Annotated in this window: 15 protein-coding genes and 1 pseudogene; 4 read left to right on the top strand and 12 right to left on the bottom strand. The window is 67.4% G+C overall.

From position 1 onward, the window contains the following. The first annotated feature begins 5 nt into the window (after positions 1 to 5). On the top strand, positions 6 to 1,208 hold the full coding sequence (locus tag MARKY_RS10620; protein ID WP_013704880.1) for an adenylosuccinate synthase: 1,203 nt from the start codon (positions 6 to 8) through the stop codon (positions 1,206 to 1,208). 55 nt (positions 1,209 to 1,263) lie between these two features. On the opposite strand, the gene MARKY_RS10615 is transcribed toward MARKY_RS10620, so the two are convergent. Continuing rightward, positions 1,264 to 2,919: a 30S ribosomal protein S1 gene (locus tag MARKY_RS10615; RefSeq protein WP_013704879.1), complete on the bottom strand. Its 1,656-nt coding sequence runs from the start codon at positions 2,917 to 2,919 to the stop codon at positions 1,264 to 1,266. Between the two features lie 300 nt (positions 2,920 to 3,219). On the opposite strand from MARKY_RS10615, the pseudogene MARKY_RS10610 reads away from it, so the two are divergent. Continuing rightward, positions 3,220 to 4,322, top strand: a pseudogene (locus MARKY_RS10610) (transposase). 398 nt (positions 4,323 to 4,720) lie between these two features. Here MARKY_RS10610 and MARKY_RS10605 read toward each other — a convergent pair. The 7 genes from MARKY_RS10605 to MARKY_RS11505 form a co-directional block, all read right to left on the bottom strand. Next, complete coding sequence (locus tag MARKY_RS10605; protein WP_148230432.1) at positions 4,721 to 5,068, bottom strand: hypothetical protein; 348 nt, start codon at positions 5,066 to 5,068, stop codon at positions 4,721 to 4,723. A 97-nt stretch (positions 5,069 to 5,165) separates the two neighbouring features. Further along, positions 5,166 to 5,630, bottom strand: coding sequence for a CPBP family intramembrane glutamic endopeptidase (locus MARKY_RS10600; protein ID WP_169311741.1), 465 nt, complete (start codon positions 5,628 to 5,630; stop codon positions 5,166 to 5,168). Between the two features lie 185 nt (positions 5,631 to 5,815). Continuing rightward, positions 5,816 to 6,274 (bottom strand): hypothetical protein, encoded by a 459-nt coding sequence (locus MARKY_RS10595; RefSeq protein ID WP_013704875.1) that lies wholly within the window; start codon positions 6,272 to 6,274, stop codon positions 5,816 to 5,818. After that, positions 6,268 to 6,912, bottom strand: a complete 645-nt coding sequence (locus MARKY_RS11945; protein ID WP_013704874.1) for an ABC transporter permease — start codon at positions 6,910 to 6,912, stop codon at positions 6,268 to 6,270. Before MARKY_RS11945 ends, MARKY_RS10595 begins: the two co-directional genes overlap by 7 nt. After that, positions 6,878 to 7,789, bottom strand: a complete 912-nt coding sequence (locus MARKY_RS10585; RefSeq protein WP_013704873.1) for an ABC transporter ATP-binding protein — start codon at positions 7,787 to 7,789, stop codon at positions 6,878 to 6,880. The genes MARKY_RS11945 and MARKY_RS10585 overlap by 35 nt, the downstream gene beginning before the upstream one ends. After that, positions 7,782 to 8,504, bottom strand: coding sequence for a hypothetical protein (locus MARKY_RS10580; RefSeq protein WP_013704872.1), 723 nt, complete (start codon positions 8,502 to 8,504; stop codon positions 7,782 to 7,784). Before MARKY_RS10580 ends, MARKY_RS10585 begins: the two co-directional genes overlap by 8 nt. Then, a complete protein-coding gene (locus tag MARKY_RS11505) occupies positions 8,501 to 9,430 on the bottom strand; it encodes an ABC transporter ATP-binding protein (RefSeq protein WP_013704871.1) in 930 nt (309 codons plus the stop codon). Before MARKY_RS11505 ends, MARKY_RS10580 begins: the two co-directional genes overlap by 4 nt. 88 nt (positions 9,431 to 9,518) lie before the next feature. On the opposite strand from MARKY_RS11505, the gene MARKY_RS10570 reads away from it, so the two are divergent. After that, a complete protein-coding gene (locus MARKY_RS10570; protein WP_013704870.1) occupies positions 9,519 to 10,067 on the top strand; it encodes an AfsR/SARP family transcriptional regulator in 549 nt (182 codons plus the stop codon). A gap of 36 nt (positions 10,068 to 10,103) precedes the next feature. Further along, a complete protein-coding gene (locus MARKY_RS11500; protein WP_013704869.1) occupies positions 10,104 to 12,554 on the top strand; it encodes a hypothetical protein in 2,451 nt (816 codons plus the stop codon). 221 nt (positions 12,555 to 12,775) lie between these two features. Here the strand turns inward: MARKY_RS11500 and MARKY_RS10560 are convergent, their stop codons facing one another. The 4 genes from MARKY_RS10560 to MARKY_RS10545 all read right to left on the bottom strand — a co-directional run bounded on the left by MARKY_RS10560 (position 12,776) and on the right by MARKY_RS10545 (position 17,766). After that, on the bottom strand, positions 12,776 to 13,390 hold the full coding sequence (locus MARKY_RS10560) for a TetR/AcrR family transcriptional regulator (protein WP_013704868.1): 615 nt from the start codon (positions 13,388 to 13,390) through the stop codon (positions 12,776 to 12,778). An 88-nt stretch (positions 13,391 to 13,478) separates the two neighbouring features. Continuing rightward, positions 13,479 to 14,753 (bottom strand): DUF1302 family protein, encoded by a 1,275-nt coding sequence (locus tag MARKY_RS12140; RefSeq protein WP_013704867.1) that lies wholly within the window; start codon positions 14,751 to 14,753, stop codon positions 13,479 to 13,481. Positions 14,754 to 14,765: 12 nt separating this feature from the next. Next, the gene (locus MARKY_RS10550) at positions 14,766 to 15,521 is read right to left on the bottom strand and encodes an outer membrane lipoprotein-sorting protein (protein WP_013704866.1); all 756 of its coding nucleotides are present in this window, start codon (positions 15,519 to 15,521) and stop codon (positions 14,766 to 14,768) included. After that, positions 15,514 to 17,766, bottom strand: coding sequence for an efflux RND transporter permease subunit (locus MARKY_RS10545; protein WP_013704865.1), 2,253 nt, complete (start codon positions 17,764 to 17,766; stop codon positions 15,514 to 15,516). The genes MARKY_RS10550 and MARKY_RS10545 overlap by 8 nt, the downstream gene beginning before the upstream one ends. Positions 17,767 to 17,818: the final 52 nt, after the last annotated feature.

Here is a 17,818-nt window from a genome sequence, read left to right as displayed (position 1 = left end):
CTCGTATGCCGGGGATCGCGATCATCGGAGCACAATGGGGAGACGAGGGCAAGGGCAAGGTCGCGGACGCTCTCGTCCCCGACGCGGATTTCGTGGTGCGGTACCAGGGCGGCGCGAACGCCGGGCACACCGTGGTAGCGCACGGCCAAACCTTCAAGCTGCACCTGCTACCCACGGGCGTTATTCACCCGCACGCCACCAACGTCCTCGCGGACGGCATGGTGATCGACGCGCACGCCTTCGCGCAGGAGATCCAAGCCATCCAAGCCGAGGGCTTCCAACCCAAGGTGCTCGTCTCCGAAAAAGCCCACCTGGTCCTGCCCCATCACAAGCACGTCGAGTCCCGCAAAAACTTCGTGGGCACCACCGGTCGCGGCATCGGCCCGGCCTACGCCGACCGGGCGCGCCGCATCGGCATCCGGGTGGGGGACCTCCTCGACGAAACGGTGCTGCGCGAGCGCGTGGCGCACCTCCTCGAGGCCAAACCCAACAGCACCCGCGCCGTGGGGTGGACCTCGGTGGAGCAGGCCCTCGAGGACCTCAAGCCCATGCGCGAGATCCTCGAGCCCTACGTGGCCGACACCGGAGCGGTGCTGCGCGAGGCTTTACGGCACGGGAAGAAGCTCCTTTTTGAGGGCGCGCAGGGAACGTTGCTCGACCTGAACTACGGGACCTACCCCTTCGTGACGAGCTCGCACCCCACGGTGGGCGGCATCCTGGTGGGCACGGGCTTGAACCACAAGGCCATCGCGAAGGTGTACGGCGTGGCCAAGGCCTACACCACCCGCGTGGGAAACGGGCCCTTCCCCACCGAGCTCGAGGGCCCGCTCGCGGAGTACCTGCGCAACAAGGGGCATGAGTTCGGCGTCACGACCGGACGACCGCGGCGCGTGGGGTGGCTGGACGCGGTGGCGTTGCGGTACGCGTGCGAGGTGAACGGGTTCGACGGGCTCGTCCTAACCAAGCTCGACGTCCTCTCAGGCCTCGAGACGGTCAAGATCGGGGTGGCGTACACGGGGGACGGGCGCGTGGAGTACGAGGAGATGCCGGGCTGGGGCGAGCTTGCGGGCATCACGCGGCGCGAGGACCTGCCCAAGACGCTCCTCGCCTTCATCGAGCGCATCGAGGAGCTCACCGAGACCCCGGTGGTGATGTTCTCCACCTCCCCGCGGCGCGAGGACACCTTCGGCTCGGTGAGCTGGGTGTAGCTCCAAACACACGGCGCGCCCCCGGAGGTTCCGGGGGCGCGCGGCGTTTTCCGCGTTACGACTGGGCTTCCTCGGCGCCTTCCTCTTCCAAGCCCAGGTTCGCGAGCAGATCGCCGTACAGGTCGCCCAGCTTGACGCTGGCCTGCCCGCTCGGCGCGACGCTCGAGTCGTACTGGGTGTACGCGGGCTCGGCCCCCACCGCGTACTCGGGGCGCGGACGGCGCTCCGCCGGCCGGCCCTTCTTCGCGGCGCGCTTGCCCTTCGCGCGCTTGGGCCGCTCCTCCTCTTTCTCGGTCGGCACCGGGGGCGGCAACAGGCGCTTGCGCGAGAGGGAGATGCGCTGCTCGACCGGGTCGATCTGCAGAATGACGACCTCGAGCTCCTCCCCCTTCTTGAACTGCTCCGCGGGGTTCTCGATGCGGGCGTAGTCCAGCTCGGAGATGTGCACCAACCCCTCGATGCCGGGCTCGAGCTCCACGAACACCCCGAACTCGGTCACGCCGGTGATCTTGCCCTTGATGACCGTGCCCGGCGGGTACTTCTCGGGCAGCTCTTTCCAGGGGTCGGGCATGGTCTGGCGCAGGCCCAGCGAAAGGCGGCGCGCCTCAGGGTCGATGCGCAGCACGACCGCCTCGACCTCCTCGCCTTCCTTCAGGACCTCGGAGGGGTGCTTGGGCCGCTTGGTCCAGCTCATCTCCGAGACGTGGATCAGGCCTTCCAGGCCGGGCTCCACCTCGAGGAAGGCCCCGAAGGGGGTGAGGCCCACGACCTTCCCCCGGACGCGCTGGCCGACCTCGTACCGCTCGCTCACGGTCTCCCACGGGTCGGGGGTGAGGGCCTTGATCGAGAGGTTCACCCGCTCGCGCTCGGGGTCCACGGACAGGACCCGGGCGCGGACCTGATCGCCGACCTGGACCACCTCGCGGGGGTGCTCGAACCGGCCCCAGGTGAGCTCGCTGCGGTGCACCAGGCCGTCGATGTGCCCGAGGTTCACGAACACGCCGAACTCGGTGACCTCCACGACCGCGCCCTCGACCTCCTGGCCGGGCTCGAGGCTCTGCAAGACCTGCTGGCGCAGCCGCTTCTGCTCTTCCTCGAGGAGCACGCGGCGGGAGAGGATGATCCGCCCCTTCTTGCGCGAAAGCTCGATGATTTTAACCGGGAGGGTCTGCCCGACGAAGCCGTCCAGGTCGTTCACGCGCTTGATGTCGACCTGGGAGGCGGGCAAAAAGGCGCGCAGCCCCTCAATGTAGGTCACGAGGCCCCCGCGCACCTTCTCCCGGATCGTTACCTCGACCGGTTCGCCGTTCTCGTACAGCTCGACGACCTTACGCCAAGCCTTGTCCGCGTCGGCGCGCTTTTTGGAGAGCACGATGGCGTTCTCGGAGAGGTCTACCCGCACCACGTAGACCTCGACCTCATCCCCCGGCTGGAGGAGGTTCTTAAGCTCCTCCTCGGAAAGGGGCTCGTCGGTGAGCTGGTTGAAGGGGATGATGCCTTCGACCTTCGCGCCGACATCCACTGCCACGCCTTCGTTGCCCACGAAGACCACGGTGCCCTTTATGAGCTGCCCGCGGCGAATCTCTCGCTCGAGGCGGGCGCTCGCCTCCTCGAGGGCCTGCTCCATGGTCACGGGTTCGCTTGGGGTCTGGTTCTCGTGGGCCTGGTTTCCGGCCTCCGGGGCCGGGGTCTGGGTGTCCTTATCCTCCATCCGCCTGTATCCTCCCTAGCTACAGTACTGTAGCTGCCGCCACGCCAAGAAGAGGAGGGCATTCCCTCCCAAGACGTCATCACCCGTTAACGCATCGCTGGCTCTGGCATGGCGGAATTGCCCGTTCGGGCATACTCCTCTGTTATAGCACAGGGGGCCCGGAAAAGGAAGGGCTAGCCCCCGAAGGACTCATGTAAAAAAGTCGGTTGACTCAAAACTTGCACTTATGCACCCTGGGGATACCTATGCGCCAGGACCACTTGAAAGGGGCCGCTGGTTTCCCGTCTGATGACGGGTGCCATGACCCAAGCGGCCCTGTCCCTACTTTGGACCCTCCTGGCCCTTTTGCCAAGCCCCCACCTCCAGGAATCCCTCAAGGCCCTGCTCTTGCTCCTCCTCCACGGCCACGGCAAGGCCAGACCCCAGCACAGCCAGGTCAAGTCCCCCTCCGCCCTCTCTCGCTTCCTCAACCGCTACCCCTGGCCCACCCGCGCTCTCATCCGCCTGGCAAGAAAAGAGGCCGAGAAAGCCCTGGACCGGGCCAGAAAGAAAAAGGCCCCAAGCCCCGTCTCCTGGTGGTCCTGGACCTAGTCACTCTGGAGAAGCGGGGCCGTTTCCAGGCCCTGCCCCTCTCCTTTTTCACGGCAAGTGGGGACTCCATCTGGTGGTCCTCTACCTCGTCTACGGAGACCTCCGCATCCCTTGGGCCTACCGCCTCTGGCGGGGCAAGGGGGAGAAGGCCCTCTCCCGCCTGGCCCCTAAGCCTCCTGGCCTCTCTGCCCCCCCTGGATGCGCCGGGCCTTCCGGATACGGGTGGCCGCGGATGCGGCCTTTGGCACCACCTGGTTCCTTTTCGGGGTGAAGCGGTTGGGTTTTGAAGCGGTGGTGGGGATGCGGCGGGACCGGAGGCTGCGGGGAGGGGGGAGGCTTGGGGACCTCAGGCGGGCAGGGGAGCCGGGGTCTACCTTTGGGGGCTTTCCTTCCCGGTCTGGGTGGCCTGGTACCGCTACCCCCTGCCCCAAGGGGGCTGGGAGTGGCGGTACGTGGTGGCCACCTTTCCCGCCACGCCCCGGACGGCGCTCACTTGGGGAAAGAGGCGGTTTGCCATAGAGCACTTCTTCCGCGCCGCGAAAAGCGAGTTCTCCCTGGGGCAGTTTGGGCAGCGGACGGCTTTGGGGGTGCACCGTTTTCTGGTGCTTTCCCTTCTGGCCTACCTGTTGGCCCACTGGGTGGGCATGGAGGGGGAAGGAAGCTGGCGGGAGGCCAGGGAGCGGGCGGCGCGGGTTCTCTTGCCTGAGCTCGTGGTGCAGGTCGCCCTGCGGGAGCTCTATGCCCTGGGTCTCTGGCCGCCGGGGGGAGGGGGTGAAGGTTTATGCGGGATATGCGGGAGGTGCAAGTTTTGAGCTACGGCCCATGCATCGACCTTCCCGGTGGCAACGTAGCTCTCCAGAGCTCCAGCCAAGGCTCCACCAATCGCGCCTGCTGCAACCCACCACAACTCACCTTGCGTATTTTGAAGTTCACTTTCTTTAAGGGTTACCCCCTCCGGCAGCGCCACCTGCACGACCTCACCCTGCTGCGCAGGTGCGCTGCCTTCACCTGCTCCCCCGCGGCCAGAACGGGGATCACCCCCATGAGCAGGAGCCCGAAGACCAGGAGAATCGCAAGTTCTTTCTTCATACCCAACCTTTCCTGAGGCTAAGAAGAGGGATGGAAGGTCTTCCGGGAACTATTCCTAAAACATAGAAGGTGAAAAAGTCAAGCGAAATTGCACACCCCGCCCGGGACCCCGGGGCGCTCCTCAGCCCGAAAGGCGGTAGGCCAGAAGCGCCCTCGGATTTTGCGTCCAGCCCTCCCGCAGGTCGGCCTCCACGCGCTCGACCCGCGCGACCAGGACCCCGGGCTTGCGTTCCAGTCGCGCCGCCCTCCAGAGCGGCTTGACGTAGAAGGCGCGGCTATGACCGTCCTTTAGCCGCACCGCGAGGTAGTCGGCGAGCTTCGTGCGGCAAGAGCCCGGCAAGGCCCAGGAACGCAGCACGACGTAGTCCGGGCGCTCGTGGTGCTTCTTCCAGGCCCAGGCCGTGCCCCCCTGGGCGTGGTCGCCGTCGAGGCCACGCCATTGGTGGGTACGCAGCTCGGCAGCCGTCAAAGCGACCTCGCTAAGAGCCTGGGCTTCCCCCTCACCCGTCCCACCCGCCTCCACTGGCTCAGCTCCGCAGGAGCCAGGGCCAGGCGCCTCCCCACCCTCACCCGACTTCCAGTTCGAATGCCGCCCGCCATCCCGCGGTCTGGAAGCCGAGCTCGACCAAGAGGTTGGTCAGGTAGTGGAGGAGGATGGGGGGTAAAAGGCTGCCGGTGAGCAGGCTCGCGTACGCCATGACCATGGCGCCGACGAAGGGGAAGAGAAAACCCCCGAGGAAGGCACGCGTGAAGCGAAGGGGAGGTGCCAAGGCGGTGTAGACGGGAAGAAAGTGGGCCAAGGCAAAGACAAGGGCTTGAGGGAGCGCCCACCAGATCCAATGGATGGACCCACCCCAGAGGGAGAAGGGTAGCAGGAAACCGACACCCCTAAATAACGCCTCCTCGTGGACGACCCGACCAAACTGATCGGCCAGACGAACCCCTAGGGGGCGCTCCAGGGGGCGTTTCGGATGCGGGCCGCTGAGGATGGCCAGGAGAGAAACGAAAAAAGCAAGCAGGTAGAGCAGCACAGGACCCTGCAACGCCTTAGGCCAGGGAGCAGGGACGAAGAAAGCTGTGGGCAGGAAAAGCACCAGTCCCACAGCAAGGAGGTGATTGATCTCCACCTCGCCCTTCCGCGCGGCCAAGGAAGCCAGGAATAAAACAACCAGCAAGGTTGCGAGCGCGTTTTGGATAGCCGCCGCTTCCACTTGCCCTACTCCTCGCTTAGGTCGTAGACCACCTCGAAGCGGAACGCTTTACGGAAGAAGAGGAACCCTATCGATCCGACCTCCTCCACCTGGACCCGGACCAACCGCTTTCCGTGGAAAACGTAGGTGAGTGTGCGGGTTCCTGAGATCTCGGGGAGCGCCTCGCGCACCACCCAGGTCTGCGGTCCTTCCGGCTCGAGCGCACGGCAACTGGGCGGAGGCGGGGTGGGGTCCGCACCAAAGGCGATGGTGACCCCAGGGTATTCCCGCCGTGCGACGAGGTGCGCCGTACCCTGCGCGACACGCACCTGTTCGAAGAAAACCTCCTTGTCGCCAATCCAGGCCTGGGCCACGCGGGTGTACTGGGGAGATGGTGGGTTGAGGGCCTGGAGCACCAGCGCGCACCCGTCGGCCAGGGCCACTCCGCCTGTGAGGGCGAGCACGATCGCCGCTTGCTTTACCATTGCGCCCCCCGCCTCCAGATTCCGTAGGCCAATAGGAGGTAGAAGGCGTGTGCGGCCACGCGCAGGCCGTTATGCGCGCTGTCCTCGAAGTGAGTGAGCCCGAGGCCGGGCAGAAGGCTCCAAACCCAGGGTTGGACCTGTGCAGGCAGGAGCTGTAGGAGGGGCGGTGCGACCTGCATCCAGAGCAGGCTGACGACCAGGACCCCGGCGAAGTTGCGCAGGAGGCCGCTAATCCACACCATGGTTAGGAGGCTGGAGAGTGCGACGAGCACGCCGTGAATGAGTTCCCGCCCCGACGGGATGGAGCCGAACAGCCCCGCGGCGAAGAGAAACGAGGCCGCGGCCACCCCGCCCACTGCGAGGGCCTTGGCCGCCGCTAGCTGCGCGGGACGCATTGGAGTGGTGAAGATCCACTTCTCGGTGCCTACGGCGGGCTCCAGGGTCAGTAGGTACGGGCCGAGCAGCGCGATGACCACGAGCGGGGTTTGCAACCAGGGCTGGACGGTAGCGCTGACCTCCACGCGCTCTCCGGCCAATCGGTCGGCGAGGAAGACCACCGTGGGAAACAGAAACCCTAGAGCGGCAAGCGCTAGACCCTGGGGGTTACGCTTGAGCTTCAGCAGCTCGCTGCATACCATCCTTGATCCTCCAGTAGAGCTCCTCCAGATCCTCGAGGCGGCGCTCCTGAACCCGTATGCCTGCCGCGGTGAGGGCCTCGAGGACCCGCGGCTCGTGTTCGGGGGAGGCTTCCACGTAGAGCTCGTCCGTACGCCGTCCTGTTTGGGTGGAGTAGCCGAGGGCGTGCAGTGTGCTTCGTGCGGCCTCGAGGCGGTCCACTCGGAGGACCAGCCGGCGACGGGCGGCCAGGTCGTGGTAGCGCCCTTGGTAGGCGATCCGCCCCTCGTGCAGGATGACCAGGTGTTCGGCGTAGCGTTCGGCTTCCAGGATCTGGTGGGTGGCGATGAAGAGGCTAACCCCTTGCTGGGCGAGGTCCAGGAGCAGCCGCCACACCTGCTGGCGTCCTTCCACATCGAGGCCGTTGGTCGGTTCGTCCAGCAGTAGGAGCTGAACTCCGGGGAAGAGCTGGGCGGCCAGATACAGCCGTTGCCGCATGCCCAGGGAGTATTTGCTGAAACGGAGGCCGGCTGCCGCGCCGAGCCCCACCCGCTCCAGGGCTTCCCGGGCGGTGTTTCTTGGGGCAGGCACCCCCCGGTAACGAAAGGCGATCTCTACGTTCTCCACTCCGGTAAGCCAGGGGTAGAAGCGGGGTTCTTCCAGGGTTACCCCCACCGCCCGACGGACCTCGGGCCGCCAGGGCCGCCCCAGCAGGTGCACCTCGCCGGCGTCGGGGCGCTCCAGTCCTGCCAGCACCCTGAAGGTGGTGGTCTTTCCCGCGCCGTTTGGCCCCAGGTAAAGGCTGATCGCGCCTACGGGAACCTCGAAGGAAACGCCCCGAAGGACCTCGCGCGCGCCATAGCGCTTCACGAGGTTGCGGACCGCGACGGCGCTACTCATAGGCCGCCACCCCCCGGTTCACCACCACGCGTTCGGCGCGGGAGACGGCCCAAAGCCCTACGGCCAGCCAGAGGAGAGAAAAGACCAGGACCGGCAATGCTGGGGTGCTGGGGTCGCGCAGCCAGCGGATCGCGCCGGCCAGCGGTACGGCCGCCGCCCACCCGTACGCCAGCGTGGGGGTGAAGGCCAGGGCGAACAACCCCACCTGCACCAGGGTGGCGAGACTGTCCACCTTGCGGAAGACGAGCTTTAAGGCGAAGACTATGAACCCCACCCCGGCGACGCTGAAGAGCGCCAGGGCCATGGCGCCCGCCACATACCCTAGGTCGGGAAGGTGCCGGGTGACCGCCAGCGCCGCAAGGACGTAGATGCCCACCAGGCCCACCCCGATCTGGAGCGCGCTGACGGCGGTCAGCACCGCTACCAGGCGGGAGAGCGGGTAGGGATAGAGCATAACCTCCTCCGGGGGGTGGTCCTGACCCACGGTGAGCAGGCGGGGGATCAGGTAGAAGAGCGAGACGGCCCCCATGGCCACGTAGGTGGCCAGGGCGCCGGTACTCGCCTCCTGGCCGCTGGTCCGCGCGGCGGCCAGGCCCAACCCCCAAAGCACCGCCCCGGTGGTCACCCAGCCAAAAAAGAACTGGATCGGGTAGCGCCGCTGCTCCGCCAGGTCGGCCCACACCTTCAGCCACGCAGCCGCCAGGAGTTGCTTCACGATTCACCTCCGAGCTGACCTCGAGCCACGGTCTCCACGCCGCTTTGCGTGCGCATCTCCAACACCCGGACGCCTTGAGCGTCGAGCTGCTCGAGCACGCGGGCGACCAGCCGAGGGTCGTTGGGAAGTTCCAGCCGATCGTCGAAGACTTGAACCTGGGGATCCGGGGGGAGCGTGGCCCGCCGGTCGGTCCGGATGATCAATCGGGCGTAGTGCGCGAGGGGATGATCCGGGGCGCGGGTGGCGCCGTTTTCGATCAGGAGCGCTTCGTGCACCAGCTTGCCCAGCGCGGCGTGATCGTGGGAGGTGATGATGGCGCTTATTCCGCGCTGTAGGCGTTCGTGTAGGAAGGCGGCGAAGCGTTCCACGGTAGCGATGTCGAGCGCTAGGGTGGGTTCGTCCAAAAGGACAAGCTCGGGCTCGTGGACGAAGACCGCGACCAGGCTGAGCCGCTGCCGGTTCCCTAGGGAGAGGGTGCTGATCGGAGCGTGGGCTTTGTCGGCCAGTCCGAACACCTCCAGGAGGGGCTCGAGCGAGGCGCTGGTGGGGACGCCGTACATGGTGGCGGTGAAGCGGAGGGCGTCGTGTACGCTCCAGCGTTCGGGGAAGTGCCGCGCGCCGTTGAGGAGCACGCCCACGCGGCGCATTAGGGCGGGCCGGTCGCGTACCGGGTCGAGGCCCAGCACCCGTATCTTGCCCGCGGCTGGGCGGATCAGTCCGGCTATGGTGCGCAGGAGGGTGGTTTTTCCGGCGCCGTTGGGGCCCACGATGCCGAGGGACTGGCCGCGCGCGAGCCGCAGGTTGGCCCGGGTGAGGGCGGTTTTGGGGGGGGCGAACGGCGGGCGGTAGACGACCTGGACGTCCTGGACGCGCACGACCTCGCTGGAGTTGGCGGGTTGCTCGTGCCTCGGGGATTCCGTTGCCACGTGGTTATGAAACCTTGGCGTAGGTAAGAAGAAGGTTAGCGGTTTGCGGTTTTCCCTTGGCTTACCTGGTTGGATGTTTTCTAAACGTATGATTGGTGTGACCACGCTGGGGCGGGTTTCGGTGAACGGACGCCGCACGCGCCGTATCCGCTCGATCGAGGTGGTGACGCTGCTGGCGTTTCACGACGGATGGGCGCTACGCGACGCCATGCAAGCTGCGCTCTTTGGGGAAGGGGCTGCGCGTTCCTCTTTGGCCAGCCTGGTGTCCCGGACGAGACAACTGGGGTTTACGGTGGTGGAGGAGGACGGTGGGTACCGGCTGGTTTCTAGGGTTGAACTGGACGTGCTGCGTGTGGACCAATTGCTGAGTCAGGGTAGGGTGGCCGAGGCGCTGGAACACTACCGGGGTCCTTTCTTGCCAGGAGCACGCAGCCCTTTTGCGGAGGAGGTCAGGGCTTATCTGGAGGAATCATTGGTTCAGGCGGTGCTTGCCGGGCGTAACCCGCAATGGATTGCGGAGGCCTTGGGACGCGTTGGCCCTGAGCCAAGGCTGGTTGAAGCGTTGGAGGAACTGCGCGCCTCGGGCGTGATCGTCCCCGTTGCGCGGGCCCAGCTCGCAGGGGCCGGACTGAAATGAACCGGTCCCTCATTGGGGTTTATATAGAATGATTACATGTTCTGGTCCTGGCTGGAACGGGTGCAGGCAATCCTCACCAGCGCCGCCAAGCCCCTGGCCGTTGTGGCCGACGAGCGGTTCGGCCTGCCCTACGTGCTGGCGGAACTCGCGGCGGCGGGCCGGGTGGTCTGGGTGCACCTGTGGGAGGGGGACGACCTGGACCGGGTAGCCACGGGGAACCGCTTGGCCGAGGCCCTGAACCGCTACGCGGGGACGCGGTTGTACGACCTGGGCCATCCCGCTCGGGCGCTTTTAGCCACGCTGGAGGCGGAAGGCCCACCCCGGGTCACGCTCGTGGTGAGCGGCGCGGAGCACAACCCAGAGCTTGCCCTTCGCCTCGGGAGGGTTTGGGGGTACTCGAGCACGATCCTGGCCGGGGCCGGCCTGGCCCTCGAAGTGTCCGCCCGGGTGGGTGCCGCGGAACTCGCCCTCACCTGGCCGGAGGCCCGACAGGGGGCCCAGGAGTTGGGGGAACTGCCCGAGGGGCAGGTGCGGAGTTTCTGGGAGGAAGCCGAAGGTGCCTATGAGCCCTTCCGTCAGCGTCTCCATGAGGCGCTCGGGTACCCGCCCCTCCTCAGGCCCTACCCGGACGGGCCGAGACCGTCCCCCGCCTCAGCCGGACGGCTCGAGCCCCAGAGGTGGCTCACCCTTCTGTTGCGGCAGGACCGCCTGACGGAGGCGTTTGCCCTAGCCGTGAAGCACGCCCCCGAGACCGCGCTCGCGATCGCCGAAGCAGCGGTGGAGGCCTTCTTGAAGCGCGGAGAGTACGCGCAGCTCGCCGTGCTTTTAGAGGAGTTAATGGCGCGTTACCCGGAGGAGGCGGTGCTGCTGCGGGGTTGGTACGAGGCCCAGGTCGGCCTGGGCCGGTCAGAGCTCGCCGCCGCGCGGGTGCGGGTCTTCCTGGAACAGCGCGAGGACCCCGACTTGGAGGCGTTGCTCGCCCTCTTCTCCGGGGAGGCGCGCACGCCCTGGGAGCGGGCCGCCACCCCCTACACCCTGCTGGCCAAGGGCGTGGTGGAGTGGCGCCGTTCGCGGGCTGGGGCGGGGGAGTGCGCCCCCTCGACCGCTCGAGCTGCGCGGCTCGCCGCCGAGCGGGGCAAGGGGCGGCTGGCGGTCGTCGCCGCTACGCGAACGGCGCGCCTTTTGCTCGCCCAGGGGCGCTACCGGGAGGCCCTCTTTTGGGCCGAGTGGGCCCTAGAGGGGATGGAAACCCACGGCGTGTACGGGGCCAACGAACGGCTGAACGCCCTCAGCGCCTGGGCCCAGGCTCGTGCGCTGCTAGGGAAGACCGAAGGGGTGACCTCGAGGCTCGAACGGGCGCGGGCCTGGGTGGGGGGCGCGAGTCCCAAGCTCAAGCGGCGCTTCTGCGAGACCCTTGCGCACCTCTACCTGGCCATCGGGGAGGCGGGGCGGGCGGTGGCACTTTGGGAAGCGTTCTTCCGGGAGTGGCCGGACCTGCCCCACCGGGCCCGCTACGGGGGCGGTTACGCCTTGGCGCTTTGGGCCGCCGGTGAGGATGCGGCGGCCCAGGTTGAGGCGGAGCGGGCGGCGGCGCTGGCCCGGCCGCTGGTGCGGCGGCGCGACCTCTTCAGCCACACCGCGCTCGCGGCCCTCCTCTCGGAACAGGAGCCGCAAAGGGCGCTAGAGGTGGTGCAGGACCTCGAGCCCGCCCTGAAGCAACCCGGGTTTTGCGCTGGGTGGGGGCTGCGCCTGTGGTTGAGCGCGGCCGCCGCCCGGACCCGGTTAGGGGAGGGGGAGGCGGCCGGTCGGGCCTTGCGCCGGGCCCGGCCGTACCTCCAGGACCTGGCGGTCCCGGCCGGGCTGGCCTTCGTGCTGGGCAAGGCCGCGGCGTTCGCCGAGGTGGTGGCGGGGGCGGGGTCCGGGGAGCGGCTCGAGCTCCACCTGCTCGGGGACGCCCCCCGGGTGTTGTGGCGGGGACGGCCGCTCAGGCTTTCCTTGCGTTCCCTCGAGCTGCTCGTCGCACTGGTCCTGCGCGGCCCCCGTTCGGGGGAGGCGTTGATGCTGGACGTGTACGGGGATGCGGGGAACCTGAACCGGCTCAAGGTGGCGGTCGCGAAGCTGCGCGCGTCGGTTCCGCTGCGCTCCAGGCCCTACGCGTTGGCCGTTCCCGTCTGGGCAGACTTCCTGGAGGTGGAGCGCCTGTTGGCAGCCGGCCGGTTGCGGGAGGCGGTGGCCCTGTACCGGGGTCCGTTGCTGCCGCGCTCCACGGCGCCGGTGGTGATGGAGCAGCGGGGGGTACTGGAGGAGCTGCTGCGGCAGACGGCGCTAGCCCATCCTGGGGATCCGGCGGCGCTGGAGGTGGCCGTGCGGCTTGGGGACGACCTGGAGCTGTGGGAGGCGGTGCTGAGGGCCATGGATCGGCGGGACCCCCAGGCGGCGCTGGCGGCCGCGCAGGTACAGCGCTTGCGCGCGGAGTGGGGGGGGTAGCGCCCGCCTCGAGCCCCGGACTCGAGGCGGGCCTTCGCTAGGGGGCTCAGTTGAGGGTGACGGTCCACCGGCCGTCGGCGCTGCGGTACGTGATGACGATCACGCCCAGGTTCAGCCTGTACACCGTTCGCCGCACCGTCCTCACCTCCTTTCCCGTTCGTAAGGGTAAGGAGTGCAGGTTGCGGTGCGGTTGCGGCCCGCCTGCAGGCGCGCGGGTGGGGTTAGGTGGATCGCAGCACGCCGCGCAGGAAGATCTGCTCGATCAACTCGGGGTGATCCGCAGGGGCGGAGGCGTGATCCGGGTCCAGGTTCCACTTGGCCGTGGCTTTGAAGACCATGCTCGCGAGTAGCTCCGCGAGCTCGTCGGCGGGGGCGGGGTGGACCTCGCCCCGCTGAATGCCTTCCTCGATGACGCGCGTGACCAGCTCGATGTAGCGCTGGATGAGGCGGTAGAGGGTGCGGTCCTGGATGAGGTCGGGGAGGACGCTTGCGGTGATCAGCGCGCGGAAGAAGCCGCGGTTATTTTCCTGGAAGGTGAGGGTCTCCCGGATGATCTGGCGTATCTTGCCGGGGAAGTCCGGGCTTCGGGCGAGCGCCGTTTCTACCGCCTCGGTGAGCTCATCGAGCTTCCACTCGAGCAGGGCTTTGAGGATCGTCAGCTTGTCGCGGAAGTACTTGTAGAGCGCCACGCGGGTGAGCAGGGCCCGTTCGGCGATCTCCTCCATGGTGGCCTTGTGGTACCCCTTCTCGTTGAAGACCTCGAGGGCGGCCTCGAGGATCTCCCGGACGCGTCGGGCCCGCCGTTTCTCCCTGAGTACGGCCCCTTTGCTCGTCATGCCTTCTCCAGTATGACAGACATTAGGGATGCCGAACGGATCACAGCCTCCTCCCCGGCCGGGGAGGAGGCGCGGTCGTGACGGTGGCTTAAAAGGCGTACTCCAGATCGAAGCGGAGCTGCGTGTTATCGCGGAATGAGCCGAGCTCGCTGCCTTCCGCCCCGTAGAGGGCGAGCAGTGTGGCGGTTCCCGTCACCCCATCGGCGAAGGTGTACCGCACGCTCGGAGCGACGAGGCCGCTCCCGTCCTTAAGGCTGTGCAGCCAGACGCCTTCTGCGCGCCAGCGCTCGTCGAGCTCGTACCGGCTCACGAGCATGAGCCGGGTGCTCCAGGTGTCGTCCTGGCCTTGGTCGCCCTTTTGGTAGTCCTCGATGAGCTGTAGCTCGGTGTACAGCCCGTTCTCCCAGGTGTACTCCGCGCCTAGAACGGCCTGGGCGTAGGGGTTTGCGACGTAGGGGTCGGTGCCCTCGGGGTCCTCGGTGAAGGCGTAGGCGGCCTCGCCCCGCACCACGACCCCCTCGACCTCGAGGAAGGACAGGCCGGCGGAGAAGTCCAGGCCGATCAGGTGGATCCGGTCGTAACCGAGCCTGGGCTGGAGCACGAACGGCCCGTTCGTGGGGTCGCCGTCGGGGTCCTGGTCTGCGAGGTAGAGGCGCTCAGGGGCTTTCGCGGTGGGGGTGTGCCGGAAGCCGCGGTAAAGGACCACGCTCGCGTCAAACCCCTCCAGGACATCGAAGTTCCCAGTGGCCCGCAGCCCGAACTGCACGTTCTCCAGCTCAGGTTCAGGCAGGAGCGTTTCGGGGGGGTTCACGCCCACCACCCCTGGTGCGAGCGGCGGGAGGGGCTGGGCCGGGGCCCACTCGGGGGCGGGAGGGGTGGAGGGGGTGAAGGTAGGCACCAGCACCGCCTCGAGCTGGTACCGCCCCTCTTCATCGGGGTAGAAGGTCGCTCTGACCATGGGCACCGCGAGCTTCTGGGCTTGGGGATCGGCGAAGGGCATCCGAAGGTCGCGCGGGTTCAGCGCGTCCACCGGGTTGATCCCGTCGGTCGAGCCCCAGGAGACGACCTGCTGGCCCACGGCGAGGTCCAGCCCTTCCAGGTACACTGTGGCGTAGGCGTCGTGCAGGGCGAAGGTCGCCTGCCCTGTGAGGGCATCGTAGGTGAACCGGAACCGGGCGGTGAGGTCCGCGTCCTCCAGACCGGTACTGAGCTCGAGGTCCAGGGTGCTCTGGTTCGCGGTGAGGCCCTGGTCACTGAAGCGGTAGCCGAGTCCGGTCTTGAGCGAGCCGCTCCACTCGAGGCTCTGGGCCAGGGCGCCGCCCGCGAGGGCCAGGGCAAGGGTCAACACCGTTGCTTGCCGCATGCCGTACCTCCGCTAGCGCTTCATGAACCGCTCGGTAAAGACCGTGTCGGGGATCTCGGCGTCCACCTCGAGGTCGGAGAGGGTGAGGACGGTCTTGTGCTTGGCCTGCACGTTTTCCATCACCAGTCGCGTGGGGATCTGGTACCTTCCGTTTGCGAAGGGCTGGATCCGGTCGGCGGTGAGCACCTTGTAGAGCCTGCCCTTCTTGTAGAACTCGATCTTCACCGGGACGTAGGTGGTCTCGGGCACCCACACGATCAGCTTCTCGTAGCTCGAGTTCACCCCGGGCTTGGGCGTCGACTCCACCACGTAGATCGTGCCTTCCTCGCTGCTTTCTTCGCGGAGGAGGGTGTGGGTGTAATCCTCTATGTCGAGGCTGCCCAGCCGGGAGATGTCGTCGTAGGTGAAGTCCGAGCCCATGAAAGCGCCTTTTCTCTGGCTGCCCGCGATGCGGCGCACCTTCTTGAGGGCGGGCAGGTAGAGCTTCATCTCGTCGCTGCCGTCGGGACGCTTGAGCGCGAGGAAGGCGGTGCCCTTCACATCCGCCGGCGCTTGGAACTTGATGAGCATCTTCTCGTCGTCCTTCGCCCAGAGCTCGATCTGGCGAGTGAGGCTCTTGCCCCGCTTGTCCACGAGCTCCATGGTCATGGTGCCGTGGAGCGTGGTCGGCGTGGGGCGGGCGTCCACCTGCTGCATGACCTCTTCGCCGCTGACGGCCAGCGTGAGGCCCAGTCCGAGTACCGCTGTGGCCAGAATTCCTTTACGCATGCTGCGTCACCTCCCTAGCGTTGTTCTTGCGCACGAACGCAAGCAGCGCTGCGGGGAGCACGCTCAGGGCGAACAGCGCTGTCGCGCCTACGGTGAAGCCCATGAGCTTGCCAAAGGTTTGGATGGGGACGAACCCGCTCCACAGCAGCGCGCTGAACCCACCGCCGATGGCTAAAGCGGTGAAGACCACGGCGCGGCCGGAGACGAAGAGCGCGGTCCGCACCGCCATCTCGGGCGCAGCCTGCTTGCGGCGCTCCTCGAGGTAGCGGACGATGACGTGAACCGAGTAATCACCGACCCCGATCGCGATGGCCGCAAGGAGCGCGGTGGCGGTGTCCAGCGGGATTCCAGCGATGCCCATGAGGCCGAACTGCCCTGCAATGGTAAGGGCGAGGGGCAGTACGCTCACCGCGCCCACCACGGCGGAGCGGAGCAGAAGCGTGTTGAACAGCGCGACGAGGATGAGGGCGAGGGCGAGGCTGATGAGCTGGTCTCGCAGGATGAGCCGCATGATCTCGAGCATGAGCACCGTGCTCCCGGTGAACTCCACCGTGCCGGCGTGGGGGGCGATGTAGGTCTGGGCGAGCGTCTGCAGCTCGTTGATTGTGCGCTCCATCTCGCTGGAGGGTAGCGAGGGAAGCTGCACGGTGATCTGCGCGATGGTGGCGCCCTCGTCCATCAGCTGGGTGATCTCCTCGGGATTCCCCGACATCTGGTAGAGGAGGATCTCCTGGGCGACGCCCTCGGAGGTGTCGGGAATGCCTCGCTCGCCGGTGAGGGCCTTGTGGATCTCCTGGATCACGTCGGCGACCGAAAGGACCGCCCCGACCTCCGGTAGGGCCTGGGCTGCTTCCTCAAAGGCCAGGATGCCCCGGAGCAGCGCGGGGTTCTTGAGGTCCCCCTCGACCACGACGGTGAGGGTGTCGGAGCCGCGGAACACGCGGTCGATCAGGTCGGTGCCCACGCGGGCGGGGGAGGTGGGGGGGAAGTAGCTGGTGAAGCTGGTCTCGACCTGGATCTGGCTGGCGCCAAGGAGCATGGTCAGCACGAACCCCCCGGCGCCGACGAGCAGTCCCTTGCGCCGGGGGATGACCCAGCGGGCCAGTCCCACCATCGTGCGGCTCGTGGTGTCGGGGCGCTCGGGGTTGAAGACCCGGCGGGGCGGCCTCAGGAAGCTCAGGATGGCGGGCACGATGAGGGTCGAGCCGATGAAGGCTACGAGTACGCCGAAGGCCGAGAGCAGACCGAAGGCCTGGATCTGGGGCAGGGAGGCGGTATAGAGTGCGGCGAGCCCTGCGCCTGCGGCCAGCGCGGAGATCAGCACGCCGAGTCCGGTTTCCCGCACCGCGAGCCGGATGGCCTCGGTTTTGGGCCTTCCCTCGGCCAGTTCGTGATAGTAGCGGTTGAGGATGTGCAGCGTGAAGGAGCTGCCCACGGCGAGCACGACCACGGGCAGGATCGAGCTGATCATACCGAGCTTAAACCCGAGCCACCCGCCAGCTCCCAGCGCCCAGACGAGGGCCACCCCGACGGTCACGAGGGGCAGGAAGACCCCGCGCAGGCTGCGGAAGTTCAGGAAGAGGACCAGCCCGATGATGAGGGCGGCGCCGCTCACCTGCAGGGGGAGGTCCCGCTGGAGGGTGTCGAGGATCGCGCCGCTCATCACCGGGATGCCCGCGAGGTAGACGGGCCCGTCCCAGTGGGCCTCGAGCGTGTCGCGGAGGGCGCGCTCGAGCGCTCGCATGTCCGCGCCCCGCTCCACGCTGATCAGCACCGCGGCGTAACGCGCGTCCTCGCTGACTAGCTTGCCCTGGTAGAGTGGGCTGGAGGCAACATAGGCGCGGATGGCCTGGACATCCTCCGGGGTCAGGGGGGCTTCGGGCACCAGGTCCTCGATGAGGAGGAAGCCCGCGTCCTCCTCCATGCGCTTCGCGGTGGCGAGGCTCGTGACCCGGAGGACGCCGGGCACCTCCTCGAGGGCCTGGGTGGCTTCGCGAAGCTGAGTGAGGGCCTCGGGGGTGTAGATCTCGCCCTCGAGGGCAGCGACGGCCAAGGATCCGGTGCCGAAGGTCTCCTCAACCTCGTCGAGCAGCCGCTTGGCGGGCAGATCCGGGGGCACCATCGCCTCGGGGGAGTTGTCGAACTCGAGGCGCGGCAGGCCCAGCCCTAGGATGACGCTCAGGACGAGAAACGTCCCGAGTACGATCCACGGATGGCGTGTTGCGAATCGGCTCAAGCGTTCCATCAAGGTCCCTCCTCCTGGGACGCGCCACTTCTGTTTACGGAGTGTATATTGA

It is taken from the genome of Marinithermus hydrothermalis DSM 14884 (assembly GCF_000195335.1).
Classification (GTDB): Bacteria; Deinococcota; Deinococci; order Deinococcales; family Marinithermaceae; genus Marinithermus; species Marinithermus hydrothermalis.
The sequence above is the reverse complement of the archived record's forward strand: the minus strand, read 5'-3'. Positions and strand labels throughout refer to the sequence as shown.

Coding starts and splice junctions, on each gene's coding strand:
- MARKY_RS10620 (WP_013704880.1), top strand. CDS start 6: ATGCCGGGGATCGCGATCATCGGAGCACAATGGGGAGACGAGGGCAAG.
- MARKY_RS10615 (WP_013704879.1), bottom strand. CDS start 2,919: ATGGAGGATAAGGACACCCAGACCCCGGCCCCGGAGGCCGGAAACCAG.
- MARKY_RS10595 (WP_013704875.1), bottom strand. CDS start 6,274: ATGGTAAAGCAAGCGGCGATCGTGCTCGCCCTCACAGGCGGAGTGGCC.
- MARKY_RS11945 (WP_013704874.1), bottom strand. CDS start 6,912: ATGGTATGCAGCGAGCTGCTGAAGCTCAAGCGTAACCCCCAGGGTCTA.
- MARKY_RS10585 (WP_013704873.1), bottom strand. CDS start 7,789: ATGAGTAGCGCCGTCGCGGTCCGCAACCTCGTGAAGCGCTATGGCGCG.
- MARKY_RS10570 (WP_013704870.1), top strand. CDS start 9,519: ATGATTGGTGTGACCACGCTGGGGCGGGTTTCGGTGAACGGACGCCGC.
- MARKY_RS11500 (WP_013704869.1), top strand. CDS start 10,104: ATGTTCTGGTCCTGGCTGGAACGGGTGCAGGCAATCCTCACCAGCGCC.
- MARKY_RS10560 (WP_013704868.1), bottom strand. CDS start 13,390: ATGACGAGCAAAGGGGCCGTACTCAGGGAGAAACGGCGGGCCCGACGC.
- MARKY_RS12140 (WP_013704867.1), bottom strand. CDS start 14,753: ATGCGGCAAGCAACGGTGTTGACCCTTGCCCTGGCCCTCGCGGGCGGC.
- MARKY_RS10550 (WP_013704866.1), bottom strand. CDS start 15,521: ATGCGTAAAGGAATTCTGGCCACAGCGGTACTCGGACTGGGCCTCACG.
- MARKY_RS10545 (WP_013704865.1), bottom strand. CDS start 17,766: ATGGAACGCTTGAGCCGATTCGCAACACGCCATCCGTGGATCGTACTC.